The 24,875-nt window shown below is 41.8% G+C and carries 31 protein-coding genes and 2 pseudogenes; 25 read left to right on the forward strand and 8 right to left on the reverse strand.

Translation table 11 applies throughout. The features are described 5' to 3' along the window. Positions 1-6 precede the first annotated feature (6 nt). The 3 genes and pseudogenes from DPV95_RS10700 to DPV95_RS10670 form a co-directional block, all read left to right on the forward strand. A pseudogene (locus tag DPV95_RS10700) lies at positions 7-308 on the forward strand (alpha/beta hydrolase); the annotation flags it as partial. Next, entirely contained in the window at positions 297-494 is a 198-nt protein-coding gene (locus DPV95_RS10400; RefSeq protein ID WP_243583140.1) for a cyclophilin-like fold protein, read from the forward strand. The pseudogene DPV95_RS10700 and the gene DPV95_RS10400, both read left to right, overlap by 12 nt. 152 nt (positions 495-646) lie before the next feature. After that, complete coding sequence (locus DPV95_RS10670) at positions 647-1,063, forward strand: DapH/DapD/GlmU-related protein (protein WP_207974258.1); 417 nt, start codon at positions 647-649, stop codon at positions 1,061-1,063. A gap of 47 nt (positions 1,064-1,110) precedes the next feature. Here DPV95_RS10670 and DPV95_RS01050 read toward each other — a convergent pair. Continuing rightward, positions 1,111-1,974, reverse strand: a pseudogene (locus DPV95_RS01050) (AraC family transcriptional regulator N-terminal domain-containing protein). Positions 1,975-2,104: 130 nt separating this feature from the next. Between DPV95_RS01050 and DPV95_RS01055 the strand changes: the two are divergent. Then, positions 2,105-2,323, forward strand: coding sequence for an OsmC family protein (locus tag DPV95_RS01055; protein ID WP_111406478.1), 219 nt, complete (start codon positions 2,105-2,107; stop codon positions 2,321-2,323). A gap of 108 nt (positions 2,324-2,431) precedes the next feature. Here DPV95_RS01055 and DPV95_RS01060 read toward each other — a convergent pair whose 3' ends face one another. From DPV95_RS01060 to DPV95_RS01090, 6 genes are all read right to left on the reverse strand, one after another. Continuing rightward, positions 2,432-3,046, reverse strand: coding sequence for a CadD family cadmium resistance transporter (locus DPV95_RS01060; RefSeq protein ID WP_165818915.1), 615 nt, complete (start codon positions 3,044-3,046; stop codon positions 2,432-2,434). A gap of 309 nt (positions 3,047-3,355) precedes the next feature. Further along, the gene (locus DPV95_RS01065) at positions 3,356-3,892 is read right to left on the reverse strand and encodes an ATP-binding cassette domain-containing protein (RefSeq protein ID WP_347792447.1); all 537 of its coding nucleotides are present in this window, start codon (positions 3,890-3,892) and stop codon (positions 3,356-3,358) included. A gap of 214 nt (positions 3,893-4,106) precedes the next feature. Further along, on the reverse strand, positions 4,107-5,396 hold the full coding sequence (locus DPV95_RS01070; protein WP_111406480.1) for a DUF2931 family protein: 1,290 nt from the start codon (positions 5,394-5,396) through the stop codon (positions 4,107-4,109). A 539-nt stretch (positions 5,397-5,935) separates the two neighbouring features. After that, positions 5,936-6,514, reverse strand: a complete 579-nt coding sequence (locus DPV95_RS01080) for an NAD(P)H-dependent oxidoreductase (protein WP_111406481.1) — start codon at positions 6,512-6,514, stop codon at positions 5,936-5,938. Positions 6,515-7,197: 683 nt separating this feature from the next. After that, entirely contained in the window at positions 7,198-8,208 is a 1,011-nt protein-coding gene (locus tag DPV95_RS01085; RefSeq protein WP_111406482.1) for a phage portal protein, read from the reverse strand. Between the two features lie 9 nt (positions 8,209-8,217). Then, a complete protein-coding gene (locus DPV95_RS01090) occupies positions 8,218-9,999 on the reverse strand; it encodes a terminase large subunit domain-containing protein (RefSeq protein ID WP_111406483.1) in 1,782 nt (593 codons plus the stop codon). 168 nt (positions 10,000-10,167) lie between these two features. On the opposite strand from DPV95_RS01090, the gene DPV95_RS01095 reads away from it, so the two are divergent. The 13 genes from DPV95_RS01095 to DPV95_RS01155 all read left to right on the forward strand — a co-directional run bounded on the left by DPV95_RS01095 (position 10,168) and on the right by DPV95_RS01155 (position 16,158). Next, positions 10,168-10,986, forward strand: a complete 819-nt coding sequence (locus tag DPV95_RS01095; protein ID WP_111406590.1) for a GPO family capsid scaffolding protein — start codon at positions 10,168-10,170, stop codon at positions 10,984-10,986. Positions 10,987-11,007: 21 nt separating this feature from the next. Next, entirely contained in the window at positions 11,008-12,042 is a 1,035-nt protein-coding gene (locus tag DPV95_RS01100) for a phage major capsid protein, P2 family (RefSeq protein ID WP_111406484.1), read from the forward strand. A 5-nt stretch (positions 12,043-12,047) separates the two neighbouring features. Continuing rightward, positions 12,048-12,698 (forward strand): phage terminase small subunit, encoded by a 651-nt coding sequence (gene gpM / locus DPV95_RS01105; protein WP_111406485.1) that lies wholly within the window; start codon positions 12,048-12,050, stop codon positions 12,696-12,698. A gap of 122 nt (positions 12,699-12,820) precedes the next feature. Then, on the forward strand, positions 12,821-13,327 hold the full coding sequence (locus tag DPV95_RS01110) for a head completion/stabilization protein (RefSeq protein WP_111406486.1): 507 nt from the start codon (positions 12,821-12,823) through the stop codon (positions 13,325-13,327). Continuing rightward, positions 13,327-13,536, forward strand: coding sequence for a tail protein X (locus DPV95_RS01115; protein ID WP_111406487.1), 210 nt, complete (start codon positions 13,327-13,329; stop codon positions 13,534-13,536). The genes DPV95_RS01110 and DPV95_RS01115 overlap by 1 nt, the downstream gene beginning before the upstream one ends. A gap of 1 nt (position 13,537) precedes the next feature. Then, on the forward strand, positions 13,538-13,759 hold the full coding sequence (locus DPV95_RS01120; protein ID WP_111406488.1) for a phage holin: 222 nt from the start codon (positions 13,538-13,540) through the stop codon (positions 13,757-13,759). After that, positions 13,752-14,270, forward strand: a complete 519-nt coding sequence (locus DPV95_RS01125) for a lysozyme (RefSeq protein WP_111406489.1) — start codon at positions 13,752-13,754, stop codon at positions 14,268-14,270. The genes DPV95_RS01120 and DPV95_RS01125 overlap by 8 nt, the downstream gene beginning before the upstream one ends. Further along, entirely contained in the window at positions 14,255-14,602 is a 348-nt protein-coding gene (locus DPV95_RS01130; RefSeq protein WP_111406490.1) for a chemotaxis protein, read from the forward strand. Before DPV95_RS01125 ends, DPV95_RS01130 begins: the two co-directional genes overlap by 16 nt. After that, on the forward strand, positions 14,568-14,780 hold the full coding sequence (gene lysC / locus DPV95_RS10575) for an Rz1-like lysis system protein LysC (RefSeq protein ID WP_111406491.1): 213 nt from the start codon (positions 14,568-14,570) through the stop codon (positions 14,778-14,780). Before DPV95_RS01130 ends, lysC begins: the two co-directional genes overlap by 35 nt. Then, on the forward strand, positions 14,777-14,992 hold the full coding sequence (locus DPV95_RS01140) for a TraR/DksA family transcriptional regulator (protein ID WP_111406492.1): 216 nt from the start codon (positions 14,777-14,779) through the stop codon (positions 14,990-14,992). The genes lysC and DPV95_RS01140 overlap by 4 nt, the downstream gene beginning before the upstream one ends. Then, positions 14,989-15,252 (forward strand): hypothetical protein, encoded by a 264-nt coding sequence (locus DPV95_RS01145; protein WP_111406493.1) that lies wholly within the window; start codon positions 14,989-14,991, stop codon positions 15,250-15,252. Before DPV95_RS01140 ends, DPV95_RS01145 begins: the two co-directional genes overlap by 4 nt. After that, positions 15,218-15,700, forward strand: a complete 483-nt coding sequence (locus DPV95_RS01150) for a phage tail protein (protein WP_111406494.1) — start codon at positions 15,218-15,220, stop codon at positions 15,698-15,700. The genes DPV95_RS01145 and DPV95_RS01150 overlap by 35 nt, the downstream gene beginning before the upstream one ends. Beyond that, a complete protein-coding gene (locus DPV95_RS01155) occupies positions 15,700-16,158 on the forward strand; it encodes a phage virion morphogenesis protein (RefSeq protein ID WP_111406495.1) in 459 nt (152 codons plus the stop codon). The genes DPV95_RS01150 and DPV95_RS01155 overlap by 1 nt, the downstream gene beginning before the upstream one ends. Here DPV95_RS01155 and DPV95_RS01160 read toward each other — a convergent pair. Then, the gene (locus tag DPV95_RS01160) at positions 16,136-16,408 is read right to left on the reverse strand and encodes a hypothetical protein (RefSeq protein ID WP_105905565.1); all 273 of its coding nucleotides are present in this window, start codon (positions 16,406-16,408) and stop codon (positions 16,136-16,138) included. The genes DPV95_RS01155 and DPV95_RS01160 overlap by 23 nt on opposite strands. 68 nt (positions 16,409-16,476) lie before the next feature. Between DPV95_RS01160 and DPV95_RS01165 the strand changes: the two genes are divergently transcribed. From DPV95_RS01165 to DPV95_RS01200, 8 genes are all read left to right on the forward strand, one after another. Further along, positions 16,477-19,176, forward strand: coding sequence for a phage tail tape measure protein (locus DPV95_RS01165; protein ID WP_111406496.1), 2,700 nt, complete (start codon positions 16,477-16,479; stop codon positions 19,174-19,176). Between the two features lie 103 nt (positions 19,177-19,279). After that, complete coding sequence (locus tag DPV95_RS01170; RefSeq protein WP_111406497.1) at positions 19,280-19,879, forward strand: phage baseplate assembly protein V; 600 nt, start codon at positions 19,280-19,282, stop codon at positions 19,877-19,879. Between the two features lies 1 nt (position 19,880). Next, on the forward strand, positions 19,881-20,219 hold the full coding sequence (locus tag DPV95_RS01175; protein WP_111406498.1) for a GPW/gp25 family protein: 339 nt from the start codon (positions 19,881-19,883) through the stop codon (positions 20,217-20,219). Continuing rightward, the gene (locus tag DPV95_RS01180; RefSeq protein WP_111406499.1) at positions 20,216-21,130 is read left to right on the forward strand and encodes a baseplate assembly protein; all 915 of its coding nucleotides are present in this window, start codon (positions 20,216-20,218) and stop codon (positions 21,128-21,130) included. Before DPV95_RS01175 ends, DPV95_RS01180 begins: the two co-directional genes overlap by 4 nt. Next, positions 21,120-21,656, forward strand: coding sequence for a phage tail protein I (locus DPV95_RS01185; protein ID WP_111406500.1), 537 nt, complete (start codon positions 21,120-21,122; stop codon positions 21,654-21,656). The genes DPV95_RS01180 and DPV95_RS01185 overlap by 11 nt, the downstream gene beginning before the upstream one ends. Before the next feature lie 8 nt (positions 21,657-21,664). Then, on the forward strand, positions 21,665-23,725 hold the full coding sequence (locus DPV95_RS10580) for a phage tail protein (protein ID WP_243583142.1): 2,061 nt from the start codon (positions 21,665-21,667) through the stop codon (positions 23,723-23,725). Between the two features lie 2 nt (positions 23,726-23,727). Next, positions 23,728-24,321 (forward strand): hypothetical protein, encoded by a 594-nt coding sequence (locus tag DPV95_RS10585; RefSeq protein WP_243583143.1) that lies wholly within the window; start codon positions 23,728-23,730, stop codon positions 24,319-24,321. Then, positions 24,314-24,799 carry an enoyl-CoA hydratase gene (locus DPV95_RS01200; RefSeq protein ID WP_111406501.1) on the forward strand — a complete coding sequence of 162 codons (486 nt, stop codon included), beginning with the start codon at positions 24,314-24,316 and terminating at the stop codon, positions 24,797-24,799. Before DPV95_RS10585 ends, DPV95_RS01200 begins: the two co-directional genes overlap by 8 nt. The last annotated feature ends 76 nt before the right edge of the window (positions 24,800-24,875 follow it).

Raw genomic sequence — 24,875 nt, forward strand, 5'->3', positions numbered from 1 at the left:
TTCCATTTTAGAAATTATGGAATCACATTTATGAATGTGTACCTCAAAGTATCAAAAGGTAAATTGCCTGCGATTGCTGTAATTGATCCATTTGGTGCAGTGAAAGAGTAAACGTCTGGCGTACTACGCAATGTACAATCGCCAGAAACCAACACCGAAGATTTCTCGACAGCGATAGATTTTTTAGGCTCTTTAGATAATGTCAATTGTGATGAAATCGGGATTTTTAATGTATTCAGCTGGGGCGGATTTATCTTGAATGCAGCGGAGCGGTATCTAACCCACGCATAAAAGCGGTGGCAGTCAACATCCCAATGCTCCTGGCATATACAGGGCACATAGGCGGCATCACCTATTATGCGCCGAGGGGCAATATTGCCATGTTTTTAGACAACGATGCACAAGGTCTAAGCTTAATTTATATGGGTAAATTTGAAGGTGATTTAACCGCTCTTGTGAAATCCAACCAAATTAAATTTGAACGGGAGGAATAATAGACAAACAAGCCTTTATTAAATTTTGCCGCCAAGGCAACGCCTTTGATGCGCGTATTCCCGAGTAGATTAATCCTCTGCTGGAATGCTCCTTTGAGGCACAAAAAATCACCCAAAAGCTCAATAGCGAATTTCACACCCAAGCGGAAATTGTGGCACTTTTTCGTGAATTAACTGATTTACCAGTGGACGACAGTTTTATTTGCTTTCCACCATTTCACACAGATTTTGGCAAAAACATTCATATCGGCAAAAACGTGTTTTTCAATACAGGTTGTTCTTTTCAAGATCGTGGTGGTATTTTTATCGACGATGGCACAATGATAGGCATGAACGTCAATATCGCCACGCTCAACCACGGTTTGAGTTTGGACACACGCCCCATAACTTACCCCGCGCCTGTGCGAATTGGCAAAAATGTCTGGATCGGCTCAAACGCGACCATTTTGGCAGGCGTAACTATTGGTGATGGTGCCGTAATTGCCGCTGGTGCGCTAGTGAATAAAGACATACCGCCCATGGTTGTGGTCGGCGGCGTACCCGCGAAGGTGATTAAGGAAATCAAATAAGTGCGGTCAGATTTTTAGGTGTTTTTAAATCTATCTTTAATCTACATCTATTGAATATCCCCTTTCGGCGCATGCCCGAAATACCGTTTGTATTCACGACTGAATTGACTAGGTGATTCGTAGCCGACTTGGTAAGCGGCTTCGGTAATACCTCGTCCTTCTTGTGCGATCAGTCGTCTGGCTTCCATTAGACGTAAGGATTTTTGGTATTGCAGCGGTGAAAGGCTCGTTATCTTCTTAAAATGACTATGAAAGCCAGATAGCGACATACCACATAGATTTGCCAAGGTTTCCACGGTGATGGTTTCACTAAAATGTTGTTGCAGATAGTAGGTGGCTTGGGCGATTTTTTTGGTATTTGATCCATTGCTTACCATGGCTTTAAATTTGCCACCTTGTTCGCCTGTAAGGAGTCGATAATATATTTCTTGTTGGATAAGGGGTACAAGAAACTCAATATCTTTTGGATTTTCGTGCAAGAGTAATAAGCGTTCAACAGCATTTTTGAGAGATTCATCCAAATGCCATTGTGCAAAACCCTCGTCGCCCTGTTGGACATCATCTGCAAGGTTTGGATTTGCTAATAAAATCTTGCTAACGCTTTCAATATCAATTTTCATCGACATCACTAAAAACGGCTTTTACGGCTCTGCATATTTAATCTCGCCACGCATCGGTATGTTTACTGGGCAAAACATAAAATGTTGATTATCAAATCGGTAGCATTGTTCGCCTAGCTGCACTTCATGTTCTCCGCTTAACACGATGCAAATGCTCGGCTCTTGAATAATACCTTCGTAACAAAATGGTTGATCTGAATGGCGAAGAAATAAGCCTTTAATCGATGATGAATAGAGTTCGTTATGTGGAATAACCTTTAATAATCGTTCTATCATTTCAGTTGAGAACATAATTTTGTAGGAATAGGCAAGTAATTTGGATAAATCATATAACACTTAATATTGCCGTTCAATATAATGAACTCACTTTCAACGGCGGTACGCCAAACCATATTAACCAACATTAAATGAGGAAAACATTATGAAAATTTTCTACAAAACATCAGCAACAGCAACTGGCGGACGTGATGGTCGTACCCAAGTGGACGACGGTTCAATCAGCTTTGATTTGGTTTCATTTCAAAATGACGGCACCGGAGCTGATGAAAAACACCAACGCGCCGAGTATAGCAAGCACCGCCGCACCGACGAAAAACGGCCGCATGGGGTGGGTGAAAAACTTATTCATGGTTTGGCTTAATTCTGCATGAAGATGCTTTCGGATATGGATTTATTGGGCGGACAGGGTTGTATCTTGTATTGAAGAAGCAAGCCGAAGGTTTGTCAGATACTCAAATGCCCGTATCATTCATATTATTGATATTATTGTTTGAATTGTATTATTTTCAATAATAATAAATAACCCTAAACCAATATAAATAACAGCCATTATCCAACGACTAAACTTCTCTACAATTTCACCAACACCTGAAATATTAGCCAATCTTTGTGCTGTATATACTAAAACAAAAATCAATATTAAAAATACAAGAAGAGTAACTAATAAGTCGACAAGATCTAAAGTCACAAAGTAAGGAACAAAAAGTCCAATATTATCTGCACCACAACTAGCAACTGTAACCAAAGCAACAATACCGACTAATTTTGACAACCCTTTTTCATCCAATTCTTTTTTAGCTCTTTTTTCGCCCTCACAATCGTCGTAAATAGCAACTTTAATACCTAAGTAAATCGGTATTAAACCTAATAAACCCAACACCCATTTTTCCGGAACATAATTCAAAACAAAAGCTAGAAATAAACTAACTAATATTAAAATTACAGAACCTAAATATTGTCCGATATAAATATCTCGATATTCTTTTCTAGTATTTGCTCTAGCAAAAAATATAAATAGTATTACCAACAAATCTACTGCTGTAGCAATATATAAAACAGCAGCAGTAATCACAGTCGAAAACATAAAGCACCTCATAATGAATCCCCTGCCCCCTTGGCACCACGGCTTTTTCAAAAACCGAATCGCGTTCGGATAACAGATTCGTATCTTTCGCTAAAGAGTCAAGCCTGCGGCTTGCTTACCCTCTCCCTAGCCCTCTCCCACGGGGAGAGGGAATTGGGCTGTCGAGCCTGAACATTTTCAGGTTTACCTGACATCTGATTCCCAATTCTACGGCTCTCTGATTTTGAGAAACCTGATCCCCTTTCCCCGTGGGAGAGGGCTAGGGAGAGGGCAACGAACCGCAAGGTTTGTCAGAAATTTAAATTCCTATCACTCATAATAATGAATCCCCTGAAACTCTCTTGCCACCACGGCTTCTTCAAAAGCCGAATCGCGTTCGGACAGCGGCGTAGGCAGGGTAATCATGTTTTGCACGTTCATGCCCTTAGTGGAAAGCAGCATGATTTCATGGCTCAGGCGTGCGGCTTCGAAGCGGTCGTGCGTTACCAGCATACACGCCATGCCCTGCCGCTCGATTTTTTCCACCAGCATGGCGACCAAAATATCGCGCAAATCGCGGTCCAAACCGACGAACGGCTCGTCCAGCAAGGCAAGGTCGCAGCCGCACAGCAGCAGGCGCAAAAATGCTACCCGTTTCGCCATGCCGCCGGACAATTCGGTCGGATATTTGTTCAAATCGCCCGCAGTCAGCCCGACTTTCGCCGCCAGCGCGATGATTTCGCCTTCATCGGGTTTGTCCATAAAAATAGCGATATTCTGCATCGCGGTCAAGTTTTCCGGCAGGCGGTTTTCCTGAAACTGAAAACCCGATATGATTTCAGACGACCTTTTTATCGTTTCGTTTATATTTTACTTTTGAAGATCTTCCAATTCTTTTTCACTAAAGCGGGCTTGACCTTTATCTTCACACTTGAGTAGCCGCCAAACAGTATCTTCCCGAAAAATGGGATTGCCGTTCTCATCCCTCTTGGCACTAACCTGTTCGGCAGGCAGAAGTTCTCCTCGACTGATTGGTTTTCATGACCGATAAAGTTATCAAAGCCGTATTTTCCTAATAATATTAGTAATAAGCAGTATTGCTGATTTCATAACGTTGATGGAGCTTAGCATCTGGCAATACAAATTTTTGTCCATCTTTTTGAAGATATGCTTCGGTTAATTCAAAATGATCATCAAATTTCAATTTCAACGTGGCAAACTGATTTATTGAAGGTGTACTGATATTGTGCGCTTGATTCCTTCCGGGGAATGCCTGTTGAAATATCTTGTATAACCCGTTTAGTCGGGCATCATCATATATGATTTTATAATCATTCTGTTCTTGTTCTTCAGTCTTAAATGGATGCAATCTGATGCCCCACCGATTACCCGTTTCTTTGTCTATTAACCATATTCTGATGTAAGTTGGCATCGCCTTCATTGCCTTCTTCTCTTCTTCTATCCTCTCCTTACCGATGGCCGTCCAGCGCTCCGTATTAGCGAATTCCATATAATATTCGCCGTTCCATTCCCCCCCATCCACTTCAACTTCCAAGTTCCATGGATATTTTGTTTGCATTTGTTTGTACCATTCTGCACTGACGTTTTTGGATCCAGCTATATAAGTGTGATAGAAATCGGGGTGTTCTTTACGTACTCCATCTAAGTATTCAGCCCTTCTCTTAGGGTCATGATAAAACTCAACATCGTAATACCACATTTCATTAAAGTGGTGTTTAGCAGCCTCTTCTAAAGAAGGTACAATTTCTCTTGCTTGCCAGGACATTAATTCCTTATGAATAAAAGTGCTGGTCAAATTCAACGTAACCCAACCACCAGGAGCAACAGCTAATTCAAAATTATTGGGAGATTCATATCGCGGAGTTTCAGTATCCTCTACTGCATTATTAAATACCCTGTAACTTTTTGCCATCATAGGACGTATCTTGTCTGTAGGAAGAGCTTCGTCCAGCTGATAAAATTTATTTTCAAACCGGGATAAATAGGTAAAAGTTAACCTTTCGGGAAGTAAATCAAACTCTGCCGTTCTTCCTAAGTATCCTCCTCGACCCCAGATAGAGCCTGTACCAAAGAAGTTTCGCAAGACCGTTCCGTTCTGCAAATAAAAATCAGAACTGTACTTATTAGATACGTCTACCGCATATGCTCCCAACGTCAAATATGAAGAATTTTCTGGTGTGGCGTTAACCAATATAGCCTCCGCCATCTTAACACCCCAAGCCATGCCTTTTGCCTGCTCGGGATTGCCGTTGCCTTCAATCATTCTATTTAATCCTATGTTTGCCAATACAATGCTGAGGTAACCTGCTGCTACTATTCCTAAAAGGATATTTGTTTTCTTGTGTTTCATTCAGACGGCCTTTTGACTATCTTATTGATTCCAATAAAGATACGAATTAATGATATCAATCCAGTATCCGTAAATTACCCAAACATTGAGCAGAATGAAAACAACTGCACAATATTTCCAATGACGGTTTTGATACATTCTGATAATGCAGTAGGCATTGACAATCAAAAAGAATGCGTATTTGCCAATTTCCTCCCAAAGCACCTGAAGACTTAATATCATATATTCCATATTACCAACCATTTAAATTTTTCTAGGTTCCTAATCATTAAATTAAAAACAATTCTCTCCGTTTTTACATAGATATCTAAATTATTTACATTTTTAATGATAAACCCATATATCTACCTTTGATAATAATTATAGAATATGCAATGCTACCAGACAATAAGGTTTGCGGAAATGAAAAGGTTCAACGAATATTACCGTAAAGCCTGTGAGCGCGTTGGTGAATTAGAATTAAAAAAATTGGCATAATAATTAATTTTGACATAAAAAAGGTGAGCAAAATGCTCACCTTCTAAACCAATATTTTGCAATTAACCAAACACTTTTTCCAAGTGGTCTTGGTAGTCTGCCAAGTATTGTTCAACTTGTGGATTTTTAATCACATCGTTACATAAGAATGTCGGCAGACGGGTCAAACCGATGAACTCGTTGAGTTTGTGGAAGTGCATGTATAACGCATCCACGCCTTTGCCTTCGAAGAAATCGCCTTCACGGGTGAACGCTTCAATCGGCGCATTCCAAGTAAGCGAAAGCATGTGTTTTTTGCCTTGCAACAAGCCACCTGTGCCGTAGCCTTCAGTCGGATTGACACGATGGCGACCATCACTATGGTAAAGTTTGCCGTGTCCAGCGGTTAATACTTCGTCTATGTATTTTTTCACTGTCCAAGGTTCGTGCATCCACCAACCTGGCATCTGCCAAATCACGGTATCCATCCACAAGAATTTTTCGATTTCTGCTTCAACATCATAGCCGGCATCAATCACGGTTTCTTTTACATTGTGTCCAAGTGCGGTCAAAACTTCTTTCGCTTTTTTGTGAAGTGTGTGGTTTAACTCACCATGTGAATGACCAAACTCTTTTCCACCGTCTAGTAATAAAATATTCATTTTTTCTCCTTTAGCTGATAATTTACCGATTACTAAGCACTTTACTAATGCAACAATTTTACCAATCAATAAGCGCCAACTATTAAACGTACTACTCAATTTCGAAAGTTTGATAGAAGTTAAAAGCGCAATAAAAAAGCCTTGAAGTCATTATTTTCAAGGCTTTAAAGTCTTTCATAGGACTTGATAGGTTTATTTTGTGGTGGAGCTGGCGAAAACTGATCTGGATAAATATCACTTTGTTTTTAAAAGAAATATTTAATGGTTAAAAATAGTTTACTACCACGCCTACTACCATAAAAAAACAAGACGCCAATTCAGATGATCTTTTGCCTTTTAGGGCGACGATTATATCATCAAAATTTGCATTTACTTGCGTTATTTTGCGTTGAAGGATCTGAATAAAAGGATCCGAAAGGCGGTAGATCTGAAAAGGCTTTGCAAAGGATCTAAGTTTGCGTTGAAACACACACATTTACTGTGCGGGCGTGGCGAGGGTTTGACTGCGATTTTTCGTGCGTGCATTTGGGCGAAAAATCGGGTTAAAACAGGGCTTTAAAGTTTGTTTTATTGATTGATTTGATATAATAAACTAGGGCAATACTAATACTATACAAGACAAAAACAGTTACTTGCGCAATAAAAAAAACCGCATTTCTGCGGGCTGTTTATTTTAAAAGGATCTATTGTAGTAATTTGTATTCAGTAAACGTGATCACTTCTTCCCCTACCCAATTATTTATCTCTTTTAAACGTTCTTGCAATGGGATGATTTCATTAATAAAGAATACTCGCGTTGCTTTCTCTACATCACCAAAACCGCCAGTGTTATTAGGTACAATTCCCATTAATTGCGGTGGTACACGATGGGCCGCCAATACATCATCACGGCTTGCATTTTTTATGTTTAAAAAGTCATCTTTTGCCACTGCATCAGACAATGGAATGACTTGCATCCCGTCTTTCTTGCCGTTAGGAATATACACGAATAAATTCTTAAAGTTGCCAGTGCCTTTTGTTTGACGGATTTGTGTTTTGATTGCTTCAATGTCGTCTTTGTTTTGTGTTGGGTCGGTCATGTAAATAATCGAACCCGCATGCGCACCGTTCAAATAATATTTGCGGCGAAACAATGTTGCACTTTCATTCAAGAAAGCTGATTGTAATGCCGCTAAATATTCCGGCACGCCGTAAATTTCTTGGTTCACATCAGGGTTGATCAGATTAAACACTGCATCTTTCGGGAATTCATATTCATCAAAGCCATTAACTATCTGATAAAAAATGCCTTTCTTCACGCCAACGCGCATATATTTTGCAAGGGGCGATTTTAACGCAATCACTTTCCCGAATGTGTTTTCAACTTTTTCAAGGTAAGCATTACCGAATACTAAGTAATCTTGCACCAGTTTTTCTAACTGCGTGCGTGGTAAAAGTGCGGTCGTTTTACAGGTAGAAAGCAAAATATTTTTCTTCACCGTGATCGCACTGTTGTGATGGGCTGAGGCATTTAAGGCTTTAGCCAAGTAACTTAAATTAATTGGCGGATTGTAATATTTTTCATACATCAACACGCTTTCGAAATAATTCAGTACTTCTGCACGGTCAAGCACCGGAATAGGTTCACCAAAGCTAAATGCCTGTGCTTGATTTCCAGTAGAAAGTGCGGTAGATTTTTTTGTGTTTTTGCTCATTGGGTTATCCTATTCAAAGGTAAATATTGTTGATTTGTTGCTTGATACATCACCGCCTAAACCATAAGGCACATTTAAAACGCAGTTCATGATTGCCCATGATAAGTCGCCGTGGCTTGCATCTTCCGAACGGTCAGAAACATAAGTAATCTTTCCGGTTACAGTAATGCGTTTTTTCACAGTCATGAAACTGGTCACAATATCATTGTCGCCACTGTCGAATTTCAAGCGACGTTTTTGAATCAGATTTTGGGTTTTCAGAACCATCTCATTTTTCAGGTCTGCGTTATAATCCAAGCCTTGCACCATCGGATAGAATTTCTTCACTTCTTGGAACACCCCGGAACCCATTCCCGTTTTGTCAATCACAATGCGAGTCACATTGTAATCATCGCAAAACTGTTTAATGCGGTTTGCTTGTGTTTCGTAATCCATACCGTGAAAAGTTTGTTTGTGTAAAACGCGATAATCTCCCCCTTCCACTTTCGGCGGTGCAACAATCACTAAGGCTGCACGGTCGCCACTAAAAGCAGGGTCATAGCCTAACCACACTTCTCGATTGCCAAAAGGTCGTTGATAAAATGGCTTAAAATCGTGCCATTCTTCTAGGCTGTCAACTTGACAAAGTTGCAAGTCGGCAAATTTAAAGGCAGAACTGTTATCATCAGCAAACTGGCACAGAAAAAGCTGTTCAAATTCTTCCTTGCTGTTTTCTGCTAACAAATCTTCAATGTCGAACAAATTGCAACCACCTTCTAAAGCATCATAAATCGTCACAATCTGTTTCCACTGACGGTCACCGCAAAGTTTCCCCATGCCCAAATTTTCATGTGAAATATCAATTTCTACTTTTTCCGATTTCGCCCGTCCACGATTAAACGATTTCCCGGAAAAGAACGCATAGGCAGGATGGGTGATTGTCGAAGGTGTAGAAAAGTAGGTTTGCCGATAAATCTTTTGGGCCGCCATACCACTGGCGACTTTCCGCATCACATCAAATTTCGGTATCCAAAACACCTCATCGAAATACAAGTTACCGTGGTAGGATTGTGCGGTTGCAGAATTCGTTCCCAAAAAGTATAACTCCGCGCTATTTGGCAGCTTAATAGTTTCTCCTTTTAATATCACATCTGCGGTTTTTTTCGCATATTCCACAATGTAAGAACGGAACTGCAACGCCTGCTTTTTACTAGCTGAAAGAAAAATTTGGTTATGGCCCGTCGTCAGCGCATCAATAAAAGCTTCATGGGCGAAATAGTAAGTCGCCCCGATTTGTCGGCTTTTTAAAATATTTCTAATGCGGTTTTCTTTCGCTTTATACCAAACACGCTGATAATTAAACATCCCATCAAGAAAGCCATTAATCAGCAATTCTTCTTGTTCCTGATCAATGGCATTCGGTTCAGCTTTCTTGCGGTCGCCCTTGTTGCGGTTCGCCAGTTTCGGATTTAAATCCACTTCATTGCCATCGCCGAAAGAATATTTTTTTACTCTCGCCATGCGTTCCATTTGTCGCCCGAGCAAATCAATTTCTTTATAATCTGAACCGCTCTTTTCTTCTTTCGCAATCAGCAAATTTAATCTTGTCTCAAGTGCTAATTCCACCCGACCGACAGGCGCAATATCGTCCCACTTTTCTCTGTCTTTCCAACTGGCAATCGTTGATGCAGGAATATCAAGCTGACGAGATATTTCAGCGATTTTATAACCACTGAAATACATCTGCTGTGCTTTACGTTTGATTTCCGCCGTCAATTCGGGGGAAGGTTGATTAATAACTTGTTCGTCCATTCCTAATCCTTTCTATTTACAACCGCATAATAGAAAGGAGGCGAATGTTAGTCTTTCCGCTTGCTCTGTGAATCGGCATACAACAAAAGCAACTCATAGACCACCAAAATTAAACCTTTCAGAATAATGGCAATCTTTGAGCCAAACCAACCACAGAAAGGACAACCAATGGCAAAAAAATCTAAATGGGTCGTTGTCGCAACCGAAGGTGCAACAACTGACGGCCGCACAATTCAGCGCAACTGGATTGAAGAAATGGCCGAAAGTTACGATCCGAAAAACACCTACGGCGCACGCATCAACCTTGACCACATCAAATTTTCTATCTATCTCCCTGAACTTGCCAATGCTCACTGTTTTGGCGACGTTTTAGCAATTAAGGCAGAAGAACGCGAAGATGGAAAATTACAGCTTTTAGCAGAACTTCAACCAACTGACGCACTCATTGCCTTAAACAAAGACGGGCAAAAGGTTTACACGTCCGTTGAAATTGACACCAATTTTGCAGACACAGGCAAGGCATACTTAGTCGGTTTAGCCGTTACGGATAATCCGGCAAGCTTAGGCACTGAAATGTTAAGTTTCTCGCACAATGGCTTAAATGCCCGCAAATTAAAAGCGGACAACATTTTTACCGCTGCCGTTGAAACGGAATTGGAATTTGTTGAAGAAGCAGAAAAAAGCCCATCTGTGTTGGAAAAAATCAAAGCGTTATTTGCGAAAAAAGAAAAATCGGATGATGAACGCTTTGCCGACCAATCCAGTGCCATTGAGCTTTTAGCCGAGCAACAAAAGGAAATCTTGGAAAAATTGACCGCACTTCACGGCGATTTGGAAAATCAACAAGCCGAAATTGAAGAAATGAAAGCGGGCAATGAAGAAATCCAAGCCACGTTTGAAGAACTCAAACAAAAGCCGGCACAAGCCGAAAACTCCCGCCCATTAGTTTATGGTGAAGAACCAGAAACTGACGGCCGCTTCTTTTAATTTATCTTAGGAAAAAACCAAATGAATAAATTTACCCAACAAAAATTCCAAGCTTACATTGCAGGCGTTGCACAAGATAACGGCGAAGATGTGGCATTTGTTGCAAATGGCGGACAATTCACTGTCGAACCAACAATTCAACAAAAGCTTGAAAACGCAGTACTTGAAAGCTCCGATTTCTTAAAACGCATCAACGTTGTGATGGTGCAAGATATGAAAGGTTCTGCATTGCGTTTGGGCGTGCTTTCACCAGTTGCAAGCCGCACAGATACCAACACCAAAGCACGTGAAACCACGGACATCCACAGCTTGCAAGAAAACTTATATTCTTGCGAACAAACCAACTTTGACACGCATTTAAACTATGCAACGTTAGACAGTTGGGCGAAATTCCCTGACTTTGCGGCACGTGTTGGCAAGCTTAAAGCAGAACGCATTGCATTAGACCGTATCATGATCGGCTGGAACGGCACAAGCGTGGCAGCAACAACCAACCGCACATCAAATCCATTATTGCAAGATGTGAACAAAGGCTGGTTGAAACAAATCGAAGATAAAGCAACTGCGCGCGTAATGAAAGAAGCGAAAAGCGGTACAGGCAAAATCGAAATCGGTGCAGGCAAAGAATATAAAAATCTTGATGCATTAGTTTATGCACTGAAAGAAGATTTCATCCCTGACCAATACCGCGACGACACAAAACTTGTGGCGATTATGGGTAGCGACTTGTTAGCAGATAAATACTTCCCGCTAATCAATCAAGATAAACCAAGCGAGCAAGCGGCAGGCGATACCATTATCAGCCAAAAACGTGTTGGCGGTTTACAAGCCGTAACCGTGCCATACTTCCCGAAAGGCACTGTATTGGTGACATCACTCGACAACTTGTCAATCTATGTTCAAGAAGGTCGTGTTCGCCGTCACTTAAAAGACGTGCCGGAACGCAACCGTGTGGAAGATTACTTGTCATCCAATGAAGCTTATGTAGTTGAAAACTACGAAGCCGTGGCGATGGCGAAAAACATCACCATTCTTGATGCACCAACTCACGCGTAATCACAATGCGACCAACTAAACGTCACTTTCTCGAAGTTTCTGCCGCTATCGCTAATGCGGCAGAAACCGAAGATCTAAGCGACTTCACGGAATACGAAAAAATGTGCCGTATTCTTGCGCGACATCGAAAGGATTTAAAAAATATTCAATCGACAGAACGCAAAGCCACATTTAAAAAGCAAATTCTGCCTGATTATCTGCCATGGATTACAGGGGCGCTATCTGCCGGAACAGGCAAACAAGATAACGTCTTGATGACATGGTGCGTATGGGCGATTGACTGCGGGGAATATCACCTTGCCTTGCAGATTGCGGATTATGCCGTGTTCCATGATTTGCGTTTGCCTGAACCGTTCACACGAACACTTGGCACATTATTGGCGGAAGAATTTGCCGACCAAGCAAAAACCGCACAAGCCGCCAATCAGCCATTCGAAGTGTCGTACTTAGAGCAAGTACAACGCATCACCGCTGAATGTGACATGCCAGATGAAAGCCGTGCGCGATTGTTGCGTGAATTAGGCTTGTTATTGGTTGAAAAGAATCCTGAACAAGCCTTGCAATACCTTGAACGTGCTTTAGGGTTAGATCAGAAAGTGGGCGTGAAAGGTGACATTAAAAAATTACGCAAAAAATTAAGCAAATCCGATGAATAATCGGATTTGATAACGAGCAAACCACGCACCCGCGGGGCGGATAAAAGCGCGGTCAGGTTTCTTTACCTCTTTTCCTGATTGTTGCTCTTTATCCTCACCCCGCTTTTTTATAGGTAGATTTTATGTCAGACGGTGCAATCTCAATCAAACTCGCCCCCGATTATGAAATGGGCGCAGTGCAAAAACAACTGGAAGATTACGGATCAGGCGAAGATATTATTCGAAACGATGATTTTTTCCCTGACATTTCTCTTTCTGCTTTTCGCAATCAATATCGTGCAGACGGCACAGTTACCGAACAACGCTTGCAAGATGCATTGATTGAAGCCATCGCCAGTGTAAATGATGAATTATCTACATTCAAAGCACAAAGCGAACATCACTTCCTTGAACAAATCCCCGCACCATCAGTCAACGGCGAAAGCGTGTTGATTTATCGCTATAAACGCGCGGTGAATTGTTTGGCACTGGCTAACCTTTACGAGCGTTACGCAAGCTATGACAGCACCAATGATGGCGAAAAGAAAATGGATTTACTCAAAGACAGCATCAACGAATTAAGACGAGATGCACGCTTTGCCATTAGCGACATTATCGGCAAAAGACGGGTCGATGCGGAGTTAATTTAATGAAAATTCACGCACAACAAAATGACAACTTGGACGCCATTCTTTATCGCTATTTTGGCCGCAGTGAAGGGCTTTTAGAAATTGCGTGCGAATTAAATCCGCACTTAATGGATAAGCCCGTCATTCCCATCAGAACACCAGTAATATTGCCTGAGGCTGACACTGAAAAGATCAGCGTGGCAAGTGACACTATACAACTTTGGAGCTGATATGCACGACACACCATCAAGAGCATCTTACATATCAGGATTATTTGCCTTCTTCATCGGACGCATTGCGGATATGTTTTCAAATGTAAATTGGGCTGACGTCGCATCAGCAACAGGTATTGTGATCGGCGTCTCAACATTCCTTGTAAATTGGTATTACAAGAAAAAAGATTTTGAATTAAAAGAAAAAGAATTAAACCAACGGAGCCATCACCATGATTAAACGAACAGCAAAATATGCATGCAGTGTAGTGGCGATTGTAGGATTGGCACTCTCTTTACATGGGAATGAAATTAGAACATCAGAAAAAGGCTTGCTATTGACTGGCAATGCCGAAGGATGTCAAAGAGTGCCATATAACTGCCCTTCCGCTGTATTAACATTCGGGCTAGGAACCACTGATGCAGTCGAAAAAGTCATTCCACATAAAGTCTATACAGATGAAGAAATCGCAAATGCCTTTACAAAGGGAATTAAACAAGCCGAAAAATGTGTGAATACGTATGCAAACGGTCAAGCCATGCCGCAAGGTGCATTTGATGCCTTAGTGTCAATTACCTTTAATGCAGGATGCGGGAACTTAAAAAACAGCACGCTTTTTAAAATGGCACGGAAAGGATATAGCAAAGCTATGTGCGGTCAATTTGAACGATGGATTTATGCAAACGGCGTTCCACTGAAAGGCTTAATTGAAAGACGACAAAAGGAGAAAGCATTATGTTTGGGTTCTTAACGAAAAAAGAAAAATACATTTTATTGGTTGGCCCGCTCATGCTTGTGGCGATCATCCTGTTTCAAGGATGGCAAGCCAACCACTGGCGAGCCGAAGCGGCAAAAGAAGAACAATTAAAACAACAATGGGAAGCGTCTTACGTTGCTTTAAATGAAAGCGTGGATAAATTCAACGAACAACAAAAAGCACTCACGGAAGCCGTTAATCAATTAAAAATCTCTCAAACCAAGCAAACACAGGATTTAAAAAATGCACTTAAAAAACACCAAGATTGGGCTGACACTTTTATCCCTGATGATGTTGGCGGCGTGTTCAACTCCGAAAATCATTAAACAGCCAATTTTATGCCCGCAAGTTGCAGAATGTACGCCATTTGCCGCCACAATTAAAACAAACGGCGATTTGGCTAATGCTTATCTACAAAGCCAACAAAAGCTAAGTGTGTGCATTGTTGAAAATCAAGCATTGAAGAAATGTATTGATGAATTTAATAAACAGGAAAAACAATGACCGATCAATTTGACCGTGCGCAAGAACTCGAACAAATGACACGTGACATTGCGTTACAAAAACACCGCACTTTTAAAGCAGTAAGTCGCCTTTATTGTGAAGATTGCGATGCGCCCATCCCAGAAAAACGCCGCCAATTAATTCAAGGCGTAACCCGTTGCGTGGATTGTCAGCAAAAATACGAAATGCAACAACGGAATTTCAGAAAATGAGAAAAACAACACTTTATCTCGCCATTGCCGCGTCATTGCCGTGTTTAGCAAATACGTACACCGTACCATTTAGAGATGGCCCATTTGGTAAATATTCAAATTACCCTGACGGAAGAATAACAGAAGTATGCATTCATCAAGTAGGCTATTTGATGACGGACACTGGACATTTGATTGTTGCCGTAGATAAAGACAGCCGACCATTAATTTGCAGAGATACGCAAAATGAAAAAACCAAACCAATTGCGCAAAATCCTTGAGCAAAGTCACCAAGACTTTGTGAAAAATCCTGACCGCTTACAGCTTTATGTTGACGGCGGTCAAGTTGTTGCAACTGGCAGCACATCACTAAGTTTTGAGTATCGTTACACGCTAAATATCATCATCACCGATTTTGCCTTTGATATTGCAAGCCTAATCGTGCCGATTAATGCGTACTTACGGAAAAACCAACCTGAACTATTCGAAAATCCGCAACGCCGTGAAAACGCCTTTAAATTCCAAATGGATTACAACAATAACAACACGGCAGACGTATCTTTTGAAATCCAACTTACCGAACGCGTTGTGGCAAAACAATTGGGCGAAAACGTGCAGATGACTTACGCCACAGAACCAACCGCACAGGAATGGGAAACATTAAACACATTGAAAGTCTATCTTGAAAAAATAGACGATGAACATTTGATTTTCAAAGGCGGTGAGTAATGGCAACGGTGGAAGAAGTCCAAGCGAAATTAACCGCACTGATTAATAATCTCTCACCACAAGCCCGCCGCCAGTTGGCCCGCAACATTGGGCAAGCTTTACGAAAAAATCAACAAGCCCGCATCGCACGTCAAGAAAACCCAGACGGCACAGCATTTGAGCCAAGAAAACCAAGGAAAGAATTTGGCAAAAAGAAAGGCAGAATTAAACGAAAAGCCATGTTCGCTAAACTTCGCACCGCCCGACATTTAAAAGTGCGGTCAAACGGTAACGAAGTTTCAGTGGGGTTTAATGGCTCAAGTGCCGCCATTGCTGCAGTGCATCAATACGGTTTAAGCGCTAGCCCATCTAAAAATAAAGATTTCAAAGTGCAATATGCCCAGCGTGAATTACTGGGCTTTTCGGAAAGTGATGTGGAGTTGATTGAAAACTTAATTATTGAGCAATTAAGTCTTTAGATTGTGATTTTAATTTGATGTGCTTGCGAATAATGTGAATCCAATAGCAATACACTGCAAGTGCTGCAACACCAAGGAAAAAGTTGATTTCAGCAAGCCAAAGCACCGACCCCATCATCAACATATAAAGAAACAGAACAGGCGCGGCAATAATGCCAGAAACTAACCAAGGCAATGCAATCAAACCGAAACCGACAGCGAGCCCAAGAGCACCAAAAGCGAAGATGAGCAGAAAAAGAATTGTGATCATATAGCCCCCTTTGTTTTGGTACATTATTTAATCTTTCTTTCTGAAAAGTCAAGAAAAAGCGAGAAAATATGAAAAGTTTAGAGTTGAAATTTGTTTTAGATGCAGTAGATAGGCTCACCACGCCATTAAAAAGCGTACAAAAACAGCTTGATTCTTTGCAGAAAAAAGTAAAAAACACAACAACCGAGCTGAATAAATTACAACAGCAAGAAAAAACCGCTAATTCATTTAAACGATTAGAAAACGCACTACAACAAAACAATCAAAAACTTGTAGAAGCGCGAGAAAAAGCGAAGAAATTAGCCGAACAATTAAAAAATACTGCCGCACCGACAGCAGCATTAAAAAGACAAGTCGAATCCGCGCATAAATCAGCACACCGATTAGCGCAAGCACAAGAACATCAGCGGAAAAAACTGAACGAATTGCGCCAATCACTAAGACAAGGCGGATTTGACACGTCAAAATTCAAGGAAAGCCAAGAAAAACTAAAGCAAAAAATTAAACAATCAACGGCGGCAATCGAAAAACAAAATGCAGCAATGGCAAAGTTGCATCAGCGACAAGCAAAATATAAATCTTACCGCGAAAGCGTGGATAATTTAAAAAATAAAAGCGACCAGTTACGAACATTCGGACAGCGCTCAATAATAGCAGGAACAGTGACAAATGCGCTGTCAGGTGTCATGCTTAAACCTGCACTTGACTTTGAACAAGACTTTTCGCGCGTGCAAGCATTAACAGGATTGAGTAAAGCGAACCCAGAACAAGCCGCCGCGCTTGAACGTTTACGCAATCAAGGGATTCATCTTGGTGCGACAACATCATTTACATCGGGTGAAGTCGCACAAGGTCAAGGCTATCTAGCCATGGCGGGTTTTAATGCTGACCAAATCGAAAAATCAATGCCAGCTATTTTATCTATGACGAAAGCCGCAGGAATAGAAATGGGGCAAGTGTCTGATATTTCTTCAGATATTTCCTCAGGTTTTAAAATTTCCGCTAACGAAATGGGTCGGGTTGCGGATGTACTCACAGCCACATTTTCTGGCTCAAACACTACCCTTGAAGGCTTGGGCGACACAATGAAATATCTTGGACCGATTGCCACGGCAACAGGCCAAGACTTTGAAACCATGTCAGCAATGGTCGGCTTATTGGGTAACGTGGGGATAAAAGGTACACAAGCCGGTACATCGTTGCGTTCTGCTATGTTAAGACTTGCCGCACCACCTAAACAAGCCGCAAAAGCATTGAAAAGCCTAGGTGTGTCCGCCAAAGATAGTCGTGGAAATATGCGCGCTTTAACTAATATTTTGATAGATGTGGAGCGTAAAACCGCCAAAATGGGAACCGGTGACAGAATGGCATATTACAAAGCCATTTTTGGCACTGAAGCCGCAACGGCAATGGTTGAATTAGTCAAACAAGCGGGCGTAAATGGTATTCAGGAATTTACAGATAAATTAAAAAATTCTGCGGGTAGAGCCGAACAAGTTGCGCAAACAATGGCAGATAACTTACTCGGTGACATTAAAAACCTTGAATCAGCCCGTGAGGCTGTCGGCATTGCTATTTATGACACTATTTCTGACGATATGCGCGCCAGTGTTCAATTAATCACTGAAATGGTGCGAAAAGTCAATGAATGGATAAAAGCAAATCCAGAATTGACCGCAAAAATCGTTAAATGGGGCGCGGCAATGGCAGGGGCGGTCACGGCACTCGGCGCATTGAGTCTTTTAACAAGTTTTGTGTTCTACCCAATCGCAAGGATTGTTCTTGGATTGTCAAAATTGGATGTTATTTTACCTAAATTTATGGGGAAAGTTATAGATGTCGGCGGTGCAATCTCAAGATGGTTACTTTCCCCTCTAAAACTTCTGCCTTATGTTCTGTCACTTGGCGGCGCAGCTTTTATTGGTGCGGGACTCTTAATCTATAAATTCTGGAATCCAATCAAAGCCTTTTTCGGCGGTTTTTGGGAGGGCTTAAAATCAGGTCTCGCCCCCGTCCTTGAAAAATTCCAACCGCTTGGCACCGCATTTAGTGTCGTCGTTGGCTGGATTGAAAAAGCGGTGAAATGGTTTACTGATTTATTGTCTCCAGTACAAAGTACTAAAGATGATTTAGATGCTGCAGCCAGTGCGGGTAAAAAATTTGGCGAATGGATAGCAGCAGGTATTGATTTTGCGCTCAAACCATTACAGCTATTAATGGATGGCATTAAATGGGTAATCGATAATATGCCAGGTATTCAAGCGGGAGCAAAAATTGTTGAAAATGCCAAACAATCAAGAAATGAAGAAACAAATAAGGTTATCAAATCAGGAAGTATAACTGAAAGAACACTCGATGCACTTTCTGATTCGAATATGTATTCTTCAGGGGGCTACACTGGCAATGGTGGCAAATATGAACCCATGGGCATTGTCCACGGGGGCGAATACGTGATGACCAAAGAAGCCACATCACGCCTTGGCATCAATACACTTAATGCCCTTAATTACGGTAAACAAGCACTGATTGCGGGCGGTTTAGGTATCAGCGTTGCAACTGCCGCCCCTGTGCAAGTTGATACTCGTGCGCCAATTTCTGCTCGTCCAGTGGTGACGCAATCCAGCCAACCAATGAGCGTAAATATCACCATCCATGCCGCACAAGGCATGGACGAACGAGCCATAGCACAACAAGTGGCAAAAGAAATACAACGCATCGAAAACCAACGCAAAGCAAGAGCGCGGAGTTCTATGTGGGACAGAGCATAATAAAAGGGCGCAAGCCCTTTTTTGTTACCTACTATTCCACACGCCACTACACTCGCCACATCACACAATATTGCCAACAATAAGGCATATTCTTTAATTGTGAATGCCTATGTCTGCTGAATTACAACGAAAACTAGACAACATTATCCGCTTTGGGGTGATTGCTGAAGTGAATTACGCCACCGCACGTGCTCGCGTAAAGAGCGGTGATATTCTCACAGAGTTTTTACCCTTCGTTACATTTCGAGCGGGCACAACTAAAACCTGGTCGCCGCCTACAGTGGGCGAACAATGTGTGATGTTATCGGTTAGTGGCGAATTTACTACTGCCTGCATATTAGTTGGGCTTTATACACAAAATAGCCCAAGCCAATCGCCCGATGAACACGTAATTGAATTTGCTGACGGTGCCAAAATTACCTATAACCAATCAAGTGGTGCATTGGTTGTGACAGGTATCAAAACCGCCAGTATTACTGCCGCTAATCAAATTGATATTGACTGCCCTACTATCAATATCAAAGGCAATGTGAATATTGACGGCTCTTTATCAACCTCAGGCACAAGCACCACAAAAGGCAATATCAGCACACAAGGCAGTGTGACCGCAAGCGGTGATATTAAAGGTGGCTCAATTAGTTTACAAAACCACGTTCACGTTGAACAAGGCGATGGCCAACGAACCTCTAACGCGAAGGCATAGCATGAATCGATACACTGGCGAAAAATTAAAAAACGAAAGCGACCACATTAAACAATCCATTGCCGATATTTTGCTAACGCCTGTTGGCTCGCGCATTCAGCGGCGTGAATATGGCAGCTTAATCCAAATGTTAATAGACCGCCCAATTAGCCACACATTGTTATTACAACTAGCGGCTTGTGCCGTCACTGCAATTAATCGCTGGGAGCCACGCGTACAGATCACACAATTTAAACCTGAATTGGTTGAAGGTGGCATTGTGGCAAGTTATGTCGCACGCAGTCGTAAAGATAACCAAGAAATGCACAACGAAAAACTATTTTTAGGACATAAACAATGAGCGAATTAGTCGATTTATCAAAACTAGATGCACCGAAAGTGCTAGAAGATTTAGATTTTGAAAGTTTGCTCGCAGACAGAAAAGCGGAATTTATCGCGCTTTTCCCACAAGATGAAAGGGAATTTTGGCAAGCACGATTAAGTTTAGAAAGTGAACCTATCACGAAATTATTACAAGAAGTGGTTTACTTACAGTTGATGGAAAGAAACCGCATCAATAACGCGGCAAAAGCCACAATGTTAGCCTATGCAAGCGGTTCAGATTTAGATGTGATTGCAGCCAATTACAATGTGAAAAGACAAGTCATTCAAGAGGCGAATAATAATGTTACGCCTCAAATCCCCGAAATTTTAGAAGATGACACCTCATTAAGATTGCGCACGCAATTAGCCTTTGAGGGGCTTTCTGTGGCAGGTCCTCGCTCTGCTTATATCTTCCACGCACTCTCTGCACACCCCGATGTTGCAGATGTGTCTGTGGCATCACCACAGCCAGCCAATGTCACCGTCACGATTTTAAGCCGTAATGGTCAAGGCGAGGCTGATGAAAGCCTTTTAAATGTAGTTAGAACAAAACTCAACGATGATGACATACGTCCTATTGGCGACCGCGTTATTGTCCAAAGTGCGGTGATCCAATCCTACGAAATCCGCGCCAAATTACATCTTTATCGTGGCCCTGAATACGAGCCAATCAAAGCGGCTGCATTAAAAAAATTGACCGCTTACACCAAAGAAAAACACCGTTTAGGGCGAGACATTAGCCTATCGGGTATTTATGCCGCATTACACTTGGAAGGTGTACAACGGGTAGAACTTATCTCGCCTACCGCCGACATTGTGCTACCAAGCTCAAAATCAGCCTACTGCACGGCAATTAATTTGGAGATCGTGACAAGTGATGATTACTAATCATTTACTGCCGATAGGTTCAACTCCATTAGAAAAACGTGCGGCAGAAATTCTAAAAAGTGCGGTAGAAAATCCTATTGTTATTGCAGATTTAATCAACCCTGAACGCTGTCCTACTGATTTACTGCCTTATTTAGCTTGGGCGTTTTCAGTGGATAAATGGGACGAAAACTGGACGGAAGAAGTTAAACGCATTGCGATTAAACAATCTTATTTTGTGCACAAACACAAAGGCACGATTGGCGCAGTAAAACGTGTAGTTGAGCCAATAGGCTATCTCATTGAACTGAAAGAATGGTTTCAAACTAATCCGCAAGGCACGCCAGGAACATTTAGCTTAACCGTAGAAGTGTCTGAAAGTGGCTTGAATGAACAAACCTATAACGAACTCGTGCGACTTATTAACGATGTTAAACCCGTCTCAAGACATCTCAATCAGCTCGCTATCGCAATCTCACCAACAGGTGCTCTCAGAACCTTTATTGGTCAACAATGTGGTGAAATCATCACTATATATCCACAATAGGAATATTTATGGCATCACAATATTTTGCAATCTTAACCGACTACGGAACACGTGCTATCGCTCACGCATTAAGCCAAGGGCAACCGTTACAACTCACCCAATTTGCTGTAGGCGATGGCAATGGGAAAGCGGTCACACCAACGGCGAGTGCAACAGCTCTCGTACATCAAACGCACATTGCGCCAGTCAGTGCCGTCTCTCTCGACCCTCGCAATAATAAACAAGTGATCGTTGAATTAACCATCCCTGAAAATGTCGGCGGTTTTTATATCCGAGAAATGGGCGTATTTGACTCACAAAATAAACTCATTGCCTACGCAAACTGCCCTGAAAGTTTTAAACCGACAGAAAGTAGCGGAAGTGGTAAAGTCCAAGTACTACGGATGATCTTAAAAGTAGAATCCTCTAGTGCAGTGACATTATCCATCGATAACAGTGTGATTTTTGTCACCCGCCAACAAATGGCACCAAAAACCATTACTGCCACAACGCAAAATGGATTTGATGAAAGCGGGCACAGCCACGAAATTAATAAAGCAAGCACCACACAACAAGGTATAACCCAACTCACCAACGACACAGGACTTGAAAGTGAATCTCTTGCGCTCACCGCAAAAGCTGGGAAAAAACTCGCGCAACTGATTGCGACGGTGCAGCTTGCGTTAAATAACTATATCCCTCTTAACAAACGATCATCCGCAGTCAATAGCAACGACGAAAATAATGTAGCAACATCAAAAGCGGTCAAAACTGCTTATGACAAAGGCGTGGAAGCCAAAAATGCTGCAGATAATGCTCAACGTACAGCAAATGACGGCGTATCAAAAGCGACCGCCGCACAAAAATCTGCTAATGATGCTAACAATGCTGCAGATAATGCTCAACGTACAGCAAATGACGGCGTATCAAAAGCGACCGCCGCACAAAAATCTGCTAATGATGCTAACAATGCTGCAGATAATGCTCAACGTACAGCAAATGACGGCGTATCAAAAGCGACCGCCGCACAAAAATCTGCTAATGATGCTAACAATGCTGCAGATAATGCTCAACGTACAGCAAATGACGGCGTATCAAAAGCGACCGCCGCACAAAAATCTGCTAATGATGCTAACAATAATGCAAACGGTCGAGTGTCTAAAAATGGCGACACAATAACCGGCAAACTAAGATTTAATTCGGAAAATGAAAACTCTTGGGCAGGATTTGAAATAGGTACTAAGCAAGGCAAATGGACATTTGAGGCAAATCCAAATAGCCATGAGGCTGGCCAGCGGAGATTTAACGCATTTTACGATGGTGGCGGGAAAAGAATGTATCTAGCATTCCCGCACGTTGGCGACAATGGAGATACCGTTGCTTATCAATCATGGGTTGAAGGGTCTTATCTGCCTTTAACTGGTGGCAAAATTACAGGTAATTTAGAGATTGATAGAGGTAATGACTATGCTGGTGTTATCCTCCACAACAAATCCAAAATTGCCATAATTGAGTCGACTCCAGACTCCGAAAATCAATTTTTAAATCTGATTTATCGCACAAGAGACAATCAAAATGTAAATGTGGTTAAAGTGCCTAAAAAAACAGGGACTCTAGCACTGCTTGAAGATATTAAAAATGTGCATCGTCGCGATTATAACCGCACAATCAATGGGACATCAAATTGGGATAACGGAAAAAGCAAAACTATTACGTTAACTGGCAGTGTTACCATTTACCCTGATGGGCGAATTGTCCAAATCCTACATTTAAAAAATTTCAGAATTATGTGGTTTGATGCCGAATCCCCGACGGTAGGTTATGCCAATGCAGGTTATCGCCATCCATTAATCAAAATCCCGCTATGGTCAGCGATGCCAAATAAAATTCTTTCCGCTATGCCACAGATGGTACGGACAACGCATCCAACTACCTCAACAACCTATGTGAGTGAAGCTGGCGAATGGATAAGTGCATGGGCGATCCGCGAACAAGGTAACGATAAAGGTAATGTGTATATCAACACGAGACGATTTACAGGGGATGCCGATGAAATCGTTGATTTATATGTTGTTATTGAGGGTTATTAAAAATGGCTTTTTATATTAATGTATTAGATAAATTAGGTAATTTTGAAATCATCGACGGCGACCTGGCAGCGGTTTATCCTCATTTGGATTTTACAAAATTAACCGCCTTGACCGACGAACAATATACACAGTTTTGTCACAAAAGTACGGGGAAAGTTAAATTTATCAACGGTCAATTTGTATCCGAAGATATCAAGGTGGATTTGACTTTACTTTTATCGACAAAGCGTGACAGCTTTATTGAGCAAATTGACAATCATGCGGCAAAAATCTACAGCACATGGACTCGATTCGAATCGGAATATCGTGAGCGTCAAGCAGCAGCGGAAGCCTACAAATCCACGAATTATCAAGGCGAGTGCAGTCGATATATCACCGATTTTGCACAACGTGCGAGACTGGATAATAAGACCGCAACAAATCTGATTTTGACACAGGCAGCAGGGCTCGAAAAACTACAAATGGAGCTTGCCAACCAACGTATGCGCAAGTATGAACTCCAAGCCCCTAATCTCACACTAGAGCAACTGCAATCAATCCATGATGACATTATCAAACAAATGGATAACTTGATGGAGGCATACCAAAATGGCTAAGGTTTATTTGGCAATGTATAAACACAAGCGAGACTGGCGCAAAGAGCCAGTTAAAGCAATCGCCGACCGCATTACTCGATTTTTTACCAAAGGCAAATATTCCCACTGTGAAATCGCCGTAGAACGCATTGAATTTACCAACGGGCATCATTATGAGCATGCAACAGTGTATAACTGTTACTCGTCATCTGTGCAAGATGGCGGGGTGCGTTGCAAACAAATTGATGTGTCCGATAGCACCAAATGGGATTTAATCCCACTCAACGAGGTCACCGAGCAACAAATTGAAGCCTATTTTGACCGCACTTTAGGTTGTAAATACGACTGGTGGGGCGCACTAGGAATCGTACTTGGAATCAAACAAAAACGCTCAAAATATTTTTGTAGCGAATGGTGTTTTAATGCGATTCTCGGTGGCGAGAGCGGTTGGCGATTTAGCCCAAATCAATTAGGGGCAATGTTTAAACATGATGACTAAAGACAAACGGCGGGTAATTCTGCCGTTTTTATCCCTCCGACTCTACCTAATCGCCCTTTGTTAGTTTAAATACCAC

The organism is Haemophilus parainfluenzae (genome assembly GCF_003252755.1).
Classification (GTDB): Bacteria; Pseudomonadota; Gammaproteobacteria; order Enterobacterales; family Pasteurellaceae; genus Haemophilus_D; species Haemophilus_D parainfluenzae_N.

Excerpts from the sequence above, each read along its gene's own strand:
- DPV95_RS01055 (WP_111406478.1), top strand. The coding sequence starts at position 2,105 with ATGAAAATTTTCTACAAAACATCAGCAACAGCAACTGGCGGACGTGAT.
- DPV95_RS01060 (WP_165818915.1), bottom strand. The coding sequence starts at position 3,046 with ATGTTTTCGACTGTGATTACTGCTGCTGTTTTATATATTGCTACAGCA.
- DPV95_RS01070 (WP_111406480.1), bottom strand. The coding sequence starts at position 5,396 with ATGAAACACAAGAAAACAAATATCCTTTTAGGAATAGTAGCAGCAGGT.
- DPV95_RS01080 (WP_111406481.1), bottom strand. The coding sequence starts at position 6,514 with ATGAATATTTTATTACTAGACGGTGGAAAAGAGTTTGGTCATTCACAT.
- DPV95_RS01085 (WP_111406482.1), bottom strand. The coding sequence starts at position 8,208 with ATGAGCAAAAACACAAAAAAATCTACCGCACTTTCTACTGGAAATCAA.
- DPV95_RS01090 (WP_111406483.1), bottom strand. The coding sequence starts at position 9,999 with ATGGACGAACAAGTTATTAATCAACCTTCCCCCGAATTGACGGCGGAA.
- DPV95_RS01095 (WP_111406590.1), top strand. The coding sequence starts at position 10,168 with ATGGCAAAAAAATCTAAATGGGTCGTTGTCGCAACCGAAGGTGCAACA.
- DPV95_RS01100 (WP_111406484.1), top strand. The coding sequence starts at position 11,008 with ATGAATAAATTTACCCAACAAAAATTCCAAGCTTACATTGCAGGCGTT.
- gpM (WP_111406485.1), top strand. The coding sequence starts at position 12,048 with ATGCGACCAACTAAACGTCACTTTCTCGAAGTTTCTGCCGCTATCGCT.
- DPV95_RS01110 (WP_111406486.1), top strand. The coding sequence starts at position 12,821 with ATGTCAGACGGTGCAATCTCAATCAAACTCGCCCCCGATTATGAAATG.
- DPV95_RS01115 (WP_111406487.1), top strand. The coding sequence starts at position 13,327 with ATGAAAATTCACGCACAACAAAATGACAACTTGGACGCCATTCTTTAT.
- DPV95_RS01120 (WP_111406488.1), top strand. The coding sequence starts at position 13,538 with ATGCACGACACACCATCAAGAGCATCTTACATATCAGGATTATTTGCC.
- DPV95_RS01125 (WP_111406489.1), top strand. The coding sequence starts at position 13,752 with ATGATTAAACGAACAGCAAAATATGCATGCAGTGTAGTGGCGATTGTA.
- DPV95_RS01130 (WP_111406490.1), top strand. The coding sequence starts at position 14,255 with ATGTTTGGGTTCTTAACGAAAAAAGAAAAATACATTTTATTGGTTGGC.
- lysC (WP_111406491.1), top strand. The coding sequence starts at position 14,568 with ATGTTGGCGGCGTGTTCAACTCCGAAAATCATTAAACAGCCAATTTTA.
- DPV95_RS01140 (WP_111406492.1), top strand. The coding sequence starts at position 14,777 with ATGACCGATCAATTTGACCGTGCGCAAGAACTCGAACAAATGACACGT.
- DPV95_RS01145 (WP_111406493.1), top strand. The coding sequence starts at position 14,989 with ATGAGAAAAACAACACTTTATCTCGCCATTGCCGCGTCATTGCCGTGT.
- DPV95_RS01150 (WP_111406494.1), top strand. The coding sequence starts at position 15,218 with ATGAAAAAACCAAACCAATTGCGCAAAATCCTTGAGCAAAGTCACCAA.
- DPV95_RS01155 (WP_111406495.1), top strand. The coding sequence starts at position 15,700 with ATGGCAACGGTGGAAGAAGTCCAAGCGAAATTAACCGCACTGATTAAT.
- DPV95_RS01160 (WP_105905565.1), bottom strand. The coding sequence starts at position 16,408 with ATGATCACAATTCTTTTTCTGCTCATCTTCGCTTTTGGTGCTCTTGGG.
- DPV95_RS01165 (WP_111406496.1), top strand. The coding sequence starts at position 16,477 with ATGAAAAGTTTAGAGTTGAAATTTGTTTTAGATGCAGTAGATAGGCTC.
- DPV95_RS01170 (WP_111406497.1), top strand. The coding sequence starts at position 19,280 with ATGCCTATGTCTGCTGAATTACAACGAAAACTAGACAACATTATCCGC.
- DPV95_RS01175 (WP_111406498.1), top strand. The coding sequence starts at position 19,881 with ATGAATCGATACACTGGCGAAAAATTAAAAAACGAAAGCGACCACATT.
- DPV95_RS01180 (WP_111406499.1), top strand. The coding sequence starts at position 20,216 with ATGAGCGAATTAGTCGATTTATCAAAACTAGATGCACCGAAAGTGCTA.
- DPV95_RS01185 (WP_111406500.1), top strand. The coding sequence starts at position 21,120 with ATGATTACTAATCATTTACTGCCGATAGGTTCAACTCCATTAGAAAAA.
- DPV95_RS10580 (WP_243583142.1), top strand. The coding sequence starts at position 21,665 with ATGGCATCACAATATTTTGCAATCTTAACCGACTACGGAACACGTGCT.
- DPV95_RS10585 (WP_243583143.1), top strand. The coding sequence starts at position 23,728 with ATGGCTTTTTATATTAATGTATTAGATAAATTAGGTAATTTTGAAATC.
- DPV95_RS01200 (WP_111406501.1), top strand. The coding sequence starts at position 24,314 with ATGGCTAAGGTTTATTTGGCAATGTATAAACACAAGCGAGACTGGCGC.